General features: G+C 34.1%; 13 protein-coding genes. 4 read left to right on the forward strand and 9 right to left on the reverse strand.

Annotated features, from left to right (window positions below; genetic code table 11):
* Nucleotide 1: 1 nt before the first annotated feature.
* The 7 genes from HA146_RS08400 to rpsL all read right to left on the reverse strand — a co-directional run bounded on the left by HA146_RS08400 (nucleotide 2) and on the right by rpsL (nucleotide 6364).
* Complete coding sequence (locus HA146_RS08400; RefSeq protein ID WP_209109095.1) at nucleotides 2-937, reverse strand: methyltransferase domain-containing protein; 936 nt, start codon at nucleotides 935-937, stop codon at nucleotides 2-4.
* A complete protein-coding gene (locus tag HA146_RS08405; RefSeq protein WP_209109096.1) occupies nucleotides 938-1594 on the reverse strand; it encodes an LON peptidase substrate-binding domain-containing protein in 657 nt (218 codons plus the stop codon). It lies immediately after the preceding gene.
* Between the two features lie 56 nt (nucleotides 1595-1650).
* Nucleotides 1651-1971, reverse strand: a complete 321-nt coding sequence (gene rpsJ, locus HA146_RS08410; protein ID WP_002807536.1) for a 30S ribosomal protein S10 — start codon at nucleotides 1969-1971, stop codon at nucleotides 1651-1653.
* Nucleotides 1972-2074: 103 nt separating this feature from the next.
* A complete protein-coding gene (gene tuf, locus HA146_RS08415; protein ID WP_209109097.1) occupies nucleotides 2075-3274 on the reverse strand; it encodes an elongation factor Tu in 1200 nt (399 codons plus the stop codon).
* A gap of 45 nt (nucleotides 3275-3319) precedes the next feature.
* Nucleotides 3320-5395: an elongation factor G gene (gene fusA, locus HA146_RS08420; protein WP_209109098.1), complete on the reverse strand. Its 2076-nt coding sequence runs from the start codon at nucleotides 5393-5395 to the stop codon at nucleotides 3320-3322.
* A gap of 98 nt (nucleotides 5396-5493) precedes the next feature.
* Nucleotides 5494-5964, reverse strand: coding sequence for a 30S ribosomal protein S7 (gene rpsG / locus HA146_RS08425; protein WP_209109099.1), 471 nt, complete (start codon nucleotides 5962-5964; stop codon nucleotides 5494-5496).
* 25 nt (nucleotides 5965-5989) lie between these two features.
* The gene (rpsL, locus tag HA146_RS08430) at nucleotides 5990-6364 is read right to left on the reverse strand and encodes a 30S ribosomal protein S12 (RefSeq protein ID WP_025915119.1); all 375 of its coding nucleotides are present in this window, start codon (nucleotides 6362-6364) and stop codon (nucleotides 5990-5992) included.
* Nucleotides 6365-6559: 195 nt separating this feature from the next.
* Here rpsL and gltB point away from each other — a divergent pair, with 195 nt between their 5' ends.
* Nucleotides 6560-11134 carry a glutamate synthase large subunit gene (gltB, locus tag HA146_RS08435; RefSeq protein ID WP_209109100.1) on the forward strand — a complete coding sequence of 1525 codons (4575 nt, stop codon included), beginning with the start codon at nucleotides 6560-6562 and terminating at the stop codon, nucleotides 11132-11134.
* Nucleotides 11135-11428 carry a YciI family protein gene (locus HA146_RS08440; protein ID WP_209109101.1) on the forward strand — a complete coding sequence of 98 codons (294 nt, stop codon included), beginning with the start codon at nucleotides 11135-11137 and terminating at the stop codon, nucleotides 11426-11428.
* A 6-nt stretch (nucleotides 11429-11434) separates the two neighbouring features.
* Here HA146_RS08440 and lipA read toward each other — a convergent pair whose 3' ends face one another.
* Nucleotides 11435-12328 carry a lipoyl synthase gene (lipA, locus tag HA146_RS08445; RefSeq protein WP_209109102.1) on the reverse strand — a complete coding sequence of 298 codons (894 nt, stop codon included), beginning with the start codon at nucleotides 12326-12328 and terminating at the stop codon, nucleotides 11435-11437.
* Between the two features lie 342 nt (nucleotides 12329-12670).
* Between lipA and HA146_RS08450 the strand changes: the two genes are divergently transcribed.
* The gene (locus HA146_RS08450) at nucleotides 12671-13294 is read left to right on the forward strand and encodes a recombinase family protein (protein WP_245211346.1); all 624 of its coding nucleotides are present in this window, start codon (nucleotides 12671-12673) and stop codon (nucleotides 13292-13294) included.
* 1 nt (nucleotide 13295) lies between these two features.
* A complete protein-coding gene (locus tag HA146_RS08455; protein WP_209109104.1) occupies nucleotides 13296-13502 on the forward strand; it encodes a hypothetical protein in 207 nt (68 codons plus the stop codon).
* On the opposite strand, the gene HA146_RS08460 is transcribed toward HA146_RS08455, so the two are convergent.
* A complete protein-coding gene (locus HA146_RS08460; RefSeq protein ID WP_209109105.1) occupies nucleotides 13499-14413 on the reverse strand; it encodes a serine hydrolase in 915 nt (304 codons plus the stop codon). The two genes, HA146_RS08455 and HA146_RS08460, sit on opposite strands and share 4 nt — an antisense overlap.
* Nucleotide 14414: the final 1 nt, after the last annotated feature.

Raw genomic sequence — 14414 nt, forward strand, 5'->3', positions numbered from 1 at the left:
TTTATCCTCTACATTTGTAAACTCCAAACTGCATTAAACCTTTTCTAAATGCCCAATTCATGAGAAGTATTGTTGGAATCTCTCTAATTGACTTCACTATCGCAAATGGGCCCAGGGACAAAATTGCGAAAGGTCTTCGAATGCCTTCAATAATTGAGTCGTACCAGGAAGGATTAGTATAGGAATTCCAATTTTCAGAAATAACTCTTCCTGAACTATTTTTATTAGTTCTAAGAATATCACCGAATTCGTTAATGCTAATAAAATTAGGATGTACCCATTGTTCAAGCAATTGTTTCATAACTAAATCCTCAAAAAATGATGGCGGATATTCCCTGAGATCTCTTGAGTTCCAATCAGCTAATGCCAAATACCCTCCAGGTCTCAAAGTTCTAAGCATTTCATCTGCAAACTTAGTTTTATCATTCATATGTGCACCAGCCTCAACACTCCAAACTCCATCAAATGATCCATCCTCGAATTTTAAATCCAATGCATCCATAACTTGAAAGTTGCAATTAAGTCCATCAGGAGTAAGTTCTCTTGCTCTTTTTACTTGAGCAGGGCTAATTGTAATTCCAGTAACATTTAATCCATAATATTTTGCAAGAATCCTAGAACTTCCTCCTATTCCGCAACCTACGTCAAGTATTCTGGACCCTTTTGGTAATTTATCTAAACCGCTCCACTTGACTAACTCATGGACAAACTGTACTTTAGCCTTCCTAAAATCAATCCTATTTTTCACTGTTGGATAAAAGCCCAAATGTATATGTTCTCCCCACAATCTCTCAAGTAATTTATCTTGAGTCCAAGCATCATATGCAGATGCCACTGTACTAGAAGAAATATATTTTCTAGCATTAATTCTCCAGATGATAGATAAAGCTATAAGGGATAAAGCCAGTAAGAAAAAAGGCAATAATAATTGAAACATTTAATTTTCTTTTATATCAGGAAAACTTTCTTTCAAGGCAGTTCTTGCTGCAAGTTGTTTTCTTGTATGATCAAGCATTTCATATTCCCTTTGCAAACGGGTATAAGTATTTCTTTCCTCTAGCAGTCTTTGCTGTTCCTGCGCAACAGGACCACCCAAATGAGCCCCTATCCAAAATGATAATTCCATAGGATTATCAGGCAATTTATCAGGTAGGGTTTTCTTGGTATTTGTCAATTTACTTGTAAGATTAATAACATCATTAAGTGCCTCTGTGACTAAGTCTTTTAAAGAATCTAGTTTTTGAAGGTTATCAATATTATCATCGCTAATCCAACTTACCATAGCTGAACAAAATGGAGTTGAACGAATAACTTCTAAGACTTGAAATCTTTGTTGTCCAAGAGTGATAATATTACTTCTCCCATCCTCCGCAGTTTGATGTTTTATTATTTGGGCACAGCATCCAACATTTGCCATACTTTTAGTACTTGAATCCCACTTTATAACTCCAAACATAGAATCAGATTCTAGAACAGATTGAAGCATAATTCTGTATCTAGATTCAAAAATGTGTAAAGGCAATACCTCTTGAGGGAAAAGAACTACCTCCGGCAAAGGAAATAAAGGTAATTCCCTTACTGAGAGCTCTCCCATTTAAACCTCATTTACATCTTTTTATATTAATCAATTTAAGTCGTTTTTGGGATTACTTATAGTTTAACTTCTATATCGACACCACTAGGAAGATCTAATTTCATTAAAGCATCAATAGTTTTTGCCGAGGGACTATAAATATCAATTATTCTTCTATGAGTTCTTGTTTCAAAATGCTCTCTAGAGTCTTTATCAACATGTGGTGACCTTAGAACACAATAAATTTTCCTTTTTGTTGGTAAAGGTATTGGGCCTATGGCTGAAGCAGAAGTAGTATCGGCAGTTTGGATTATTTTATCGCAAGACAAATCAAGCATTCTTCTATCAAACGCTTTGAGTCTAATTCTTATTTTTTGTTGTGCAATTGATGCAGTCATAATTTCAAAATAACTTCTAGTTGGGGGCCATTGATTAACAATGACCCGAATCAATTAACCTATATTAAGTGATTGAGGTTAAATTCTTAAAATTCAAAAAATATTATTTGAGAATTTTAGAGACAACTCCAGCACCAATAGTACGTCCTCCTTCACGTATTGCGAATCTCATACCTTGTTCAATAGCCACTGGACAAATTAATTCTCCAGTCATTTTGATTCTGTCGCCTGGCATAACCATTTCAACATTAGAGCCATCATCAGATGTAAATGCTGTAATTTGACCTGTCACGTCAGTTGTCCTGATATAAAATTGTGGTCTATATCCTGCGAAGAAAGGCGTATGTCTGCCGCCCTCTTCTTTCTTTAGAACATAAACTTCTCCTTCAAACTGAGTATGAGGAGTAATAGATCCTTTCTTAACTAGTACCATTCCTCTCTCAATATCTTCTTTCTGAACACCACGTAAAAGCAAACCAACATTATCGCCAGCCATACCTTCATCAAGTAGTTTGCGGAACATTTCAACTCCAGTAACAGTTGTTAATCTTGTGTCTCTTATTCCAACTATTTCCACTTCTTCTCCAACCTTAACTTTACCTCTCTCAATTCTTCCAGTAGCAACAGTACCTCTACCAGTAATTGAGAAAACATCTTCAATTGCCATCAAGAATGGTTTGTCGACTTCTCTTTCTGGTTCAGGAATGCTAGCATCAACTGCTTTCATTAGTTCTTCAATTTTTGATTCCCAAGTAGAATCACCTTCGAGAGCTTTTAAACCAGAAACTTGAACTATAGGAATATCATCTCCAGGGAAGTCATAACTATCTAATAGTTCTCTGATTTCCATTTCAACAAGTTCAATAATTTCTTCATCGTCGACCATATCGCATTTATTTAGAGCTACTACAAGAGCAGGGACTCCGACCTGTTTCGCTAAAAGAATATGCTCTTTTGTTTGCGCCATAGGACCGTCTGTAGCTGCGCAAACTAGAATTGCTCCGTCCATTTGAGCTGCTCCTGTAATCATGTTTTTTACATAATCAGCATGTCCAGGGCAATCGACATGAGCATAATGTCTGCCTTCAGTCTCATATTCGACGTGAGCCGTATTAATAGTAATGCCGCGCTCTCTTTCCTCAGGAGCACCATCAATGTCTCCGTAGTCTTGAGCTTGAGCTTGACCTTTTTTTGCTAGTACGTTTGTAATAGCAGCAGTAAGTGTTGTTTTTCCATGATCAACATGGCCAATAGTACCTATGTTGACATGTGGTTTGTTCCTTTCGAACTTCTCGCGAGCCATTTTGAATTAAAGAATCGAGGGTTTAAGAGTGTTTTAGTTTAGAGATCAGGAGTTGCCCTGATTCTTGGAAATGATAGCTTCAGCAACGTTACGAGGAACTTCCTCATAATTTGCGAACTCCATTGAAAATATACCCCGACCTTGAGTCATTGATCGGAGTTGAGTGGCATAGCCGAACATTTCGGCTAATGGCACTTTGGCCTGTACCTTAGACAATCCATCATCAACAGATTGTCCTTCTACTTGACCCCTTCTAGAAGAGAGATCACCAATTACAGATCCAAGAAAGTCGTCAGGACTTTCGACCTCAACTTTCATCATAGGCTCTAAGAGGACAGGATTGCATTTTTTAACCCCATCTTTAAAAGCCATGGAACCTGCAATTTTGAAGGCCATTTCAGATGAGTCTACATCGTGGAATGAACCATCGACTAGTGTTACTTTTACATCAATGAGTGGATAACCGGCAAGAACACCTGATTCACAAGTTTCTTTCATTCCATTAGATGCAGGACCAATATACTCTTTCGGTACAGCTCCACCAACAATTTTGTTAACAAATTCAAAACCTTTACCAACTTCAGCAGGTTCCATTTCAATTATTACATGACCATATTGACCTTTTCCTCCAGTTTGTCTCGCATATTTACCTTCACCTTTAGAACTAGACCTAATAGTTTCTCTATAAGAAACTTGAGGAGCACCAATATTAGCCTCAACTTTAAATTCCCTTAACATTCTGTCAACAAGGATCTCTAGGTGCAACTCTCCCATACCAGCGATTACAGTTTGATTTGTCTCTGGATCTGTACTTACCCTAAAGGTTGGATCCTCTTCAGATAAAGCTGTTAAAGCTTTTGATAATTTTTCCATATCACCTTTAGTTTTTGGCTCAACTGCCACGGATATAACTGGTTCTGGAATAAACAATGTCTCCAAGACTATAGGATCTTCTGTATTACATAAAGTGTCACCAGTTGTTGTGTTCTTAAGACCTAATACAGCTCCTAAATCTCCAGCCCTCAATTCGTCAACCTCCTCTCTTTCATCAGCTTTTAGAATAACTAATCTAGAAATTCTCTCTTTAGCGTCTTTAGTAGAATTCATGACATAACTTCCTTTTGAAAGAACGCCTGAATACATTCTCACAAATGTTAATTTCCCATAGGGATCTGACATTACTTTGAAAGCTAATGCACTGAAAGGAGCATTGTCATCTGAAGGTCTAACATCTTCTTTACCACTTGGTAAAACACCTTGTATTGGCTTTACATCAACTGGGGCTGGCAAGTAATCAACAACAGCGTCTAAAACAAGTTGAACACCTTTATTCTTAAAAGCCGACCCACACAATACAGGTACCAATCCATGTTTTAAAACCCCTTCCCTTATACCTTTTTTAAGTTGTTCTTCAGATAATTCTCCTGTTTCGAGAAATATTTCAATTAAATCTTCATCATTTTCTGCAACACTCTCCATCAACTTATTTCTCCATTCAGCAGCTTCCTCCTCCATTTCAGATGGAATTGGTGCCTCTTCAATATCAGTACCCAAGTCATTTTTGTAAAGATATGCTTTGTTAGCAACTAAATCAATAATGCCTGTGAGATCACCTTCAGCTCCAATAGGTAGCTGAATTGGGAGTGCATTTGCCTTTAGTCGATCTTTAATTTGCTTATTAACTTTTAAAAAATCTGCGCCAGTTCTGTCCATTTTGTTAACAAAAACCATTCTTGGGACAGAGTATCTATCTGCCTGACGCCAAACTGTTTCAGATTGAGGCTGCACTCCACCTACCGCGCAAAATACAGCTATGACTCCATCCAAGACGCGCATTGATCTTTCTACTTCAATGGTAAAGTCAACGTGCCCTGGAGTATCTATAATATTAATTCTGTGATCTTGCCAACTAGTAGATATTGCAGCAGCAGTAATAGTTATTCCTCTTTCTCTTTCTTGAGCCATCCAATCTGTTACGGCAGCACCATCATGAACCTCTCCTATCTTGTGGACGACACCTGAATAAAACAAGATTCTTTCAGTAGTTGTTGTCTTACCTGCATCAATATGAGCGGCTATACCTATATTCCTTACTCGCTGTAGGGGAAAGTCGCGTGCCAATTTTAAAACTCCAAATAAAATAATTTTTAGATAATTATAGTTCACCCTAAAAGTAAACTTTTATAATAATAAACTACTTAAGTACCTTTTTGACGAAATTAATATCTGTAATGTGCAAAAGCTTTATTAGCTTCAGCCATTTTATGAGTGTCTTCTCTTTTTTTAACAGCACTACCAGTTTCATTTGCTGCATCCATCAACTCACCAGCAAGTTTCTGGGACATACTTTTGCCATTTCTTGCACGTGAGAATGTAACAAGCCATCTTAATGCCATAGCTGTACCCCTCTCTTGGCGTACTTCCATAGGTACTTGATATGTGGCACCACCAACTCTTCTAGCTCTTACTTCGACAAGGGGAGTAGCATTTTTAACAGCTGTTTCAAATAATTCGACTGCATTCGCGCCAGTTCTCTCGCTTATTATAGAAAAAGCATCAGACAATATTCTTTGAGCTGTAGATTTTTTACCATGTTTCATCAATCGAGAAATCATCATTGAAGCTAAGCGACTATTAAATTGAGGATCTGGAAGAACTGGTCTTTTTACTGCTGCATTACGACGTGACATGTTTTTAAAAAGTGCTGTTTACAAATTAATCTTTTGGAGCTTTTGCTCCATACTTAGATCTGGATTGACGTCTATCTTTGACTCCAGCCGTATCTAAAGTTCCTCTTATTATATGATATCTAACTCCTGGTAAATCCTTAACTCTTCCACCCCTAAGTAGTACTACAGAGTGTTCTTGCAAATTATGTCCAATTCCCGGAATATAAGCCGTTACTTCAAAACCGGAAGTTAATCTTACCCTTGCAACTTTTCTTAGAGCTGAATTAGGTTTTTTGGGTGTTGATGTATAAACTCTTGTACATACCCCTCTCCTCTCAGGGCAGGCTTTTAATGCAGGTGATTTTGTTTTCCTAGTCAGACGTTTCCTTTCTGAACCTATTAATTGTGAGATGGTGGGCATCTATTATATTTAGATAAAAATAAACATTTATTCATCATAACCTTTTACGAGCACAAACTTAAAGTTTTTAATCATATTTTTTTTAAAATTTGTGAAATTAAAATTCTTTGGTAAATATTCATTATCTTTAGATTTATTTTCATATTTATTTTTATAATGGAAATATGTAAATAACTAAATAGAATTTAATAATCTATGGGAGAGGGTATCAAAAGAATCGTTGGACCATATAAAGATAGTTATTCCCCAAATGGAATAATTGGTGAGAAAGATGCCTGTGGAGTTGGTTTCATAGCAAATGTTAAAGGGATAGAAAGCAACTGGATCCTTAAACAATCCCTGAAGGGCCTTAACTGCATGGAGCATAGAGGAGGTTGTGGAGGAGATAGTGATTCAGGAGATGGAGCAGGCATTTTATGTTCAATTCCATGGAAATTGTTAGAAGAAGAAATGAATATTAAAAATAAACAAGACTGTTATAGAGGTTTAGGCATGGTTTTTATGCCTAATAAAAAAGAGAAAATTGAAGAATGTAAATCAATATGTGAGGAGGAAGCAAAAAAATTAAGCTTCAGCAATACATCTTGGAGAACAGTACCTGTTAATAATGAAATATTAGGTCCTTTAGCTAAAGCAAATGCCCCATTCATAAGTCAGTGGATTTTATTCATAGATAAAAAAGATAACAATGATATTGAAAGGCTTTTATTTCAATTAAGGAAAAGAATTGAGAAAAAGATAAGAGAAAGTTTTAAAAACCATGTTGGGGATTGTGAATTTTATTTTGCCTCACTAAGTTCTCAAACAGTTGTATACAAAGGTATGGTTCGTTCTGAAATATTATCTGAGTTTTATCAAGACTTAAAAGAAGAGAGTTTTAAAGTCTCATTTTCCGTTTACCATAGGAGGTTTAGTACTAATACACTTCCAAAATGGCCACTAGCTCAGCCGATGAGATTCTTAGGTCATAACGGAGAAATTAATACTCTCTTAGGTAATATCAACTGGGCTAAAGCTTCAGAAACACACATAGATGATTTTTGGGGAGAGTTATCTAACGAAATTAAACCAATCGTAGATATAAATAAAAGTGATTCATCAAATCTTGATGCAACCCTTGAAATCAATATTCGATCAGGCCAACCAATCACTGATTCATTATTAAAACTTGTTCCTGAAGCATTTAGAGATCAACCAGAACTTGAACAGAGAGGAGATATAAAAGCTTTTTATGAATATTCTGCAAGCCTACAAGAAGCGTGGGATGGCCCCGCACTCCTTGTATTTGCTGATGGAAATTTTGTAGGAGCAACACTTGATAGGAATGGCCTAAGACCAGCAAGATATTCAATCACAAATGATGGTTTTGTAATAATGGGTTCTGAAACAGGAGTAGTAGATATTGAAGAGGAAAGAATCATAGAAAAAGGTCGATTAGGACCGGGACAAATGTTGGCAGTTGATTTTCATAAAAATAAAATCCTAAGAAATTGGGAGGTAAAATCTGAAGCAGCTCAAAGGCATGATTATAAAAATTTACTAAGTAATAGGACTATAAAAATTGAGAATAGTGAATGGTTTAAAGACTGCAAACTAAAAGACCTTGAGTTGTTACAACAACAAACTGCGTACGGTTTTTCAGCAGAAGATAATGATCTTATCTTAGATTCAATGTCTTCATTAGCCAAAGAGCCTACCTATTGCATGGGCGACGATATTCCATTAGCAGTGCTTTCTTCAAAGCCACATATTTTATATGACTATTTCAAGCAAAGATTTGCGCAAGTCACAAATCCTCCTATTGACCCTCTGAGAGAAAAACTGGTAATGAGTTTAGAGATGCATCTTGGAGAAAGATGTACACCATTTGAGATTAAAGATCCTAAACCTTTTGTTCATTTACAAAGTCCAATACTCAATGAGGAAGAACTCATTTCCATTGAAAAATCAAAAATTAAATCTCAAAAAATTTCAAGTTTGTTTGATATTGAGGAAGGTGTTCAAGGCTTAGAGAAGCAATTAAAAGCAATTTGTAAACAGAGTGAGCTCTCTATAAAAGAAGGTTGCTCTTTAATTATTATTTCTGATAAGGGAATTAATCCTAAAAAGACTTTTATTCCTCCTTTACTTGCTGTTGGAGCAATTCATCATTATCTTCTAAAAAAAGAAATCAGGCTAAAAGCTTCACTAATTATTGAAACAGGTCAATGTTGGAGTACACATCACTTGGCTTGTTTGATTGGTTATGGTGCAAGCGCTGTTTGCCCTTGGTTGACCTTCGAAGCAGGTAGACACTGGTTAAAACATCCAAAAACACAAAAACTCATTGATAGCAAAAAAATAAATCCATTATCAATAATTAACGTTCAAGAAAATATTAAAAAAGCTTTAGAAGACGGTCTAAGAAAAATTCTTTCAAAAATAGGTATTTCACTTTTATCTAGTTACCATGGCGCACAAATTTTTGAAGCTGTAGGCCTTGGATCAGATTTAATAAGAATTGCTTTTGATGGTACAACAAGCCGTATCGCTGGCATAACATTAAAAGAATTAACTAATGAAACACTTTCAATACATACTAAAGCCTACCCAGAGATCGATTTAAAGAAATTAGAATTCTTAGGATTTGTACAATTTAGAAATAATGGAGAATATCATTCCAATAACCCGGAGATGTCCAAAGTTTTACATTCAGCTGTAAAACAAGGACCAGGATACGATCATTTTGAAACTTACAAAAAACTCATTAGTAATAGACCCACAACATCTCTAAGAGATTTACTAACAATTAATTCAAAAAGAAAAAGCATTCCATTAGAGGAAGTTGAAAGTGTTGAATCAATTTGCAAAAGGTTCTGTACTGGAGGAATGAGTTTGGGTGCTTTATCAAGAGAAGCACATGAAGTGTTAGCAGTTGCAATGAATAGAATTGGTGGAAAAAGTAATAGTGGAGAAGGGGGAGAAGATCCAGCTCGTTTTAATGTTTTAAATGATATCGATGAAAATACTCAATCAGCGACATTGCCCTTTATTAAAGGTCTAGAAAATGGAGACACCGCATGCTCAGCTATTAAACAAATAGCATCAGGTAGATTTGGAGTTACACCTGAATATCTAAGAAGTGGTAAACAACTCGAAATTAAAATGGCTCAAGGTGCAAAACCTGGAGAAGGGGGACAATTGCCTGGTCCAAAAGTTGATTCTTACATCGCAAAACTAAGAAATAGTAAACCTGGAGTAGCTCTAATATCTCCTCCCCCGCATCATGATATTTATTCAATTGAAGATTTAGCTCAACTTATCCATGACTTACACCAAGTTCATCCAAAAGCAAAAGTGAGCGTTAAACTTGTTTCTGAAATTGGGATAGGCACTATTGCTGCCGGAGTAAGCAAAGCTAATGCAGATGTAATTCAAATTTCAGGCCATGACGGAGGTACAGGTGCTTCACCACTAAGTTCTATTAAACATGCAGGTTTACCATGGGAACTAGGTGTTGCTGAGGTTCATAAATCTCTCTTAGAGAATAACTTACGTGAAAGAGTAATTTTGAGAACTGATGGAGGTCTTAAAACAGGATGGGATGTAGTTATTGCAGCTTTACTTGGTGCTGAAGAATACGGTTTCGGTTCTGTAGCGATGATTGCTGAAGGATGCATAATGGCTCGGGTTTGTCATACAAACAAGTGTCCTGTTGGAGTTGCCACTCAAAAAGAAGAATTAAGAAAAAGATTTAAAGGTATTCCAGAAAATGTTGTCAATTTTTTCTTGTATATTGCTGAAGAAGTAAGACAGATAATGAGTAGTATCGGTGTTTCTAATATGGAAGAACTGATTGGTAATCAAGAATTCCTTTCTGCAAGAAATATCTCTCTTCCAAAAACTTCTAATATCGATCTTTCTTCTTTAGTAAATAATAAACAACCAACCACTGATAGATCATGGTTAAAACATTCAAAAAATGCTCATAGTAATGGTTCTGTATTAGAAGATGAGTTTTTGTCTGATACTGAATTTATAGATTCAATTAAAAATCATGAAAAATTAACCAAAGAAATTGAGATAAAAAATACAGATAGAAGTGTTTGTGCGAAAATAGCTGGCGAAATTGCAGAGATTCATGGCAACACTGGCTTCAATGGCGAACTCAACTTAAATTTCAAAGGATATGCAGGACAAAGCTTTGGTGCCTTTTTATTGAAGGGAATGAATGTTCAACTAATCGGAGAAGCTAATGATTATGTTTGTAAAGGAATGAATGGAGGAATACTCACAATAATTCCACCAAAAATAGATAAAACCTCCTCCGAACAAGTCATCCTGGGAAATACTTGCCTTTATGGAGCAACAGGTGGGAAATTATTTGCATTAGGAAAATCGGGAGAAAGATTTGCGGTAAGAAATAGTGGTGCCACAGCAGTAACAGAGGGAGCAGGTGATCATTGTTGTGAATACATGACTGGTGGGAAAGTAGTTATTCTAGGTTCCACAGGAAGAAATATTGGTGCGGGAATGACTGGTGGAATAGCTTTTATAATCGATGAGAATAATGATTTAAGTAATAAAGTTAATAAGGAAATAGTTAGCATTCATAAAATAACTTCATCAAAGCAGGAAGATATCTTATTTGACATTATTAGAGAATATCGAGCAAAAACAAATAGCTTAAAGGCTGCCAAAATAATTGAAAATTGGTCTCATTTCAAGAGTACTTTCAAATTAATTGTTCCCCCAAGCGAAGAAGAGATGCTTGGCATAAAGAAAATGTAAATGCCTTTCTTTGTAAAAACTGAAATTATAAAAAAAGAATACTTAATTAATAATGATTTAAAACGAAAAATAATTAACGAACATATTGATTGGATAAAAAAATTAAAAAAAGAGGGAATTAATATAAAAAGTGGTTTTTTGGTAGATGAGTTAAATAGGCCAGGTGAAGGAGGATTACTAATTCTTGAGATGAATAATTATAAAAATGCACTAAAAATCATTAAGAATGATCCAATGATTAAAAATGATCTAGTTGAATGGAAATTAAATCAGTGGATAGACTCAAATAAATGAAAATAATTATCTTGGATACTTTTTCATAAGTTTTTGAATCTCTTCAGCATGGTAACTGCTTCGAGTTAAAGGAGAACTAACTACTTGCATAAAGTCCAAATCTTTTTCCCCGAAAACTTTAAAGTAATTAAATTTTGAGGGACTCACAAATCTTTGAACAGGTAAATGATTAGGGCCAGGAGATAAATATTGACCAATAGTAACAATATCAACAAAATTACTTTTTAAATCCTTAAGAAGACTTAAGACCTCCTCATCTTTTTCCCCTAAACCAAGCATAAAGCCTGACTTTGTATAAACTTTGGGAGAATATTCTCTGGTTCTTTTAAGTAACTCAAGACTTCTCTCATATTTACCCTGAGGTCTAACTTTTTTATATAGCGAAGTCACAGTCTCAATATTATGGTTTAAAACGTTTGGATTTGAATCAAGAACTTTTTCAAGAGCTTTCCAGTTACCACAAAAATCAGGAATTAAAAGCTCAATAGTAGTTTCAGGAGATTTTTTTCTTACTTGATAAACACATTCAAAAAATTGAGATGCACCACCATCCTCAAGATCATCTCTATTAACTGATGTGATTACAACATGTTTAAGCTTCATTCTATAAACGGCTTCTGCTAGACGATATGATTCTGTTGGATCTAATTCTCTTGTAGATTTATCAAAATCAATATCGCAATATGGACATGCCCTAGTACAGCCAGGACCCATTATTAGGAAAGTGGCTGTTCCACTAGCAAAACATTCACCAATATTTGGACAGCTTGCTTCTTGACATACAGTATTGAGATTTAAATCATTTAACAAATTTGCAGTATTCCCAATTCTCTCAACTTGCGGAGCTTTTACTCTTAACCAATCAGGTTTTGAAATTAAAATATTAGGATTATTAGTCAAATTAATTGTTCTGGCCTGTAATTTTATTTTACTAAAAACAATTTGAATTAACTATTAATAATTTCAAAAATGAAGCCTATTCAAAAGAAGTCAAAAAATAAATGAATTTAAATAGTCCATTGAAAATTTAAAAAATCCTAATTCAAGTTACTAATTACAAAATATTTCTGTTCTATCAACTAAACATAAAACAGTATTTAGAACGTTATTTTTAATACTGATATCAGGACATATTAATTAAACACGTGATTAATAAATCATTGTTATAATTAAAGATTTTTGTACTAAAAAGTGTTTTTTTATTTATTTATTGGTACAGTAAAAAATATATGTAATAAAACATTGACTTTTAAATTCAAAAGAAAACGGCTTTTACTATCTAAAAAAAATAAAAACTCTAAATCCATTGGATATGCTAGAGCTACTCATAATGAATTTGAATATTTAGAGGAGCAAATAAAAAAATTAAAGGAAGAGGGTTGCAGTGTAATATTTTCTGAATTTATAAGTTTAGATGAAGGAATCAAACCTCAACTCAATAAAGCTATAAATTGTTTATCTAAAGGCGATGAATTAATAATAACTCAGCTTGATCGAGCATTTAAAAATAAAAAAGAATGTTTGGTCACAATAAATAAACTCATTAATAATGATATTAAATTGCGTACTTTGACTGGTTTTTTCGCGGCTAATGCATCTTCTAACAAAAATTCTTCAATTTTTAAGATTTTATATGAATTAGATAATTTAGAAGACAGCAGTTTAGATGAAAGAAAAAAAGAAAAACTATTACGTAGAAAATTATCTGGAAATAATCTGGGAGGAAGGCCCAAGATAAGTACTTTAAAAGAATCTCTAGTTATCAGATTGCGTAATGAGGGATATTCATATCGATCAATCAGATCACAAACAGGAATTGCATTGTCAACAATAAGAAGAATAATTTTGGAGGGAAAATTAACCTAAAATGAGGGATAAAGAAATTGAAAATTTAATTAAAGAAAATCTTAAAGATACAGCATTGCGTATTTATGAATTAGAGAATGAAGATAGAAAAAGTTTATTAGCAGAATATAGAGAATGGATTATGAATGATTTAAATTCTAAAGAAGTAATGATGTTACCTTATGAAGCCTATACTGATAAATTAGATTTTAATTTCTTAGATGATTAACTGTAGTCCTCAATAGTATATTTCTTATTAAATTCATATACTTCTTTTGCTATTAATGGTAAGAAGGAAGTATCTTTGGAATATTTTTCTCCATTACAAAAAACGACTAATAAAGTTTGTAGAGATTGACTATTAATCCACCAAGCAGAATCATGTCTAACTTCAGACATTAAGCCTGCTTTACTCCATAAATTAATGCTTTCTGGTAATCCTGCACCTAAAAAGCCATCTATTTGATTAATAGAATCGTTTTTAAGAACAACTTTATTTAAATTTCTTTTTAAAAAACTTCTTAAATTTAAGTCATTTTTTTGATAATCAATATGAATCATAATTTCCTCCAAAACCCTTGCAGCTGAATCAGTAGTCATTGCATTCCTATTTTTATTTTCATATCCATAAAATTCTTTTTCACGACCAAATGGTACATCATCCCAGGTCTTCTGACAGCAATTTATACCAATCAGTTCCTCCCAATTTAAATCATGCAGCCAATCGTTTATTATCCCTCGTTGATATTTCCAAATTTTCCATAATTCTCCCTCAATACATGGTCCACTTGTGGTTCCAGTAAGTAAATCAATTAAAAAGCTTGTAGCATTATTACTCGAGAAAGATAACATTTTCCTCACAGCATCAATTATCTCATCTGATAATAATAAACTTCCTTTTTTAAGCCAATGATATGCAGCAAGAGCATAAACTAATTTGACTACGCTGGCAGGATAAAACATTTTCTTATTATTAATCCCTGATCCAAAACCTTTAAATACGACCTTATTTTCACTTTTGTAATTAATCCAAGTTATGGCAATATCTTCTCTTGAAAAATATTTATTATGAGTGCATACTCTCCCTAAAATTTCATTTAAGGCTAGACCCATCTCTTTATTTAAATAGTAGAAGGACATT

Source organism: Prochlorococcus marinus CUG1416 (assembly GCF_017695965.1).
In the GTDB taxonomy this organism is placed as follows: Bacteria; Cyanobacteriota; Cyanobacteriia; order PCC-6307; family Cyanobiaceae; genus Prochlorococcus_A.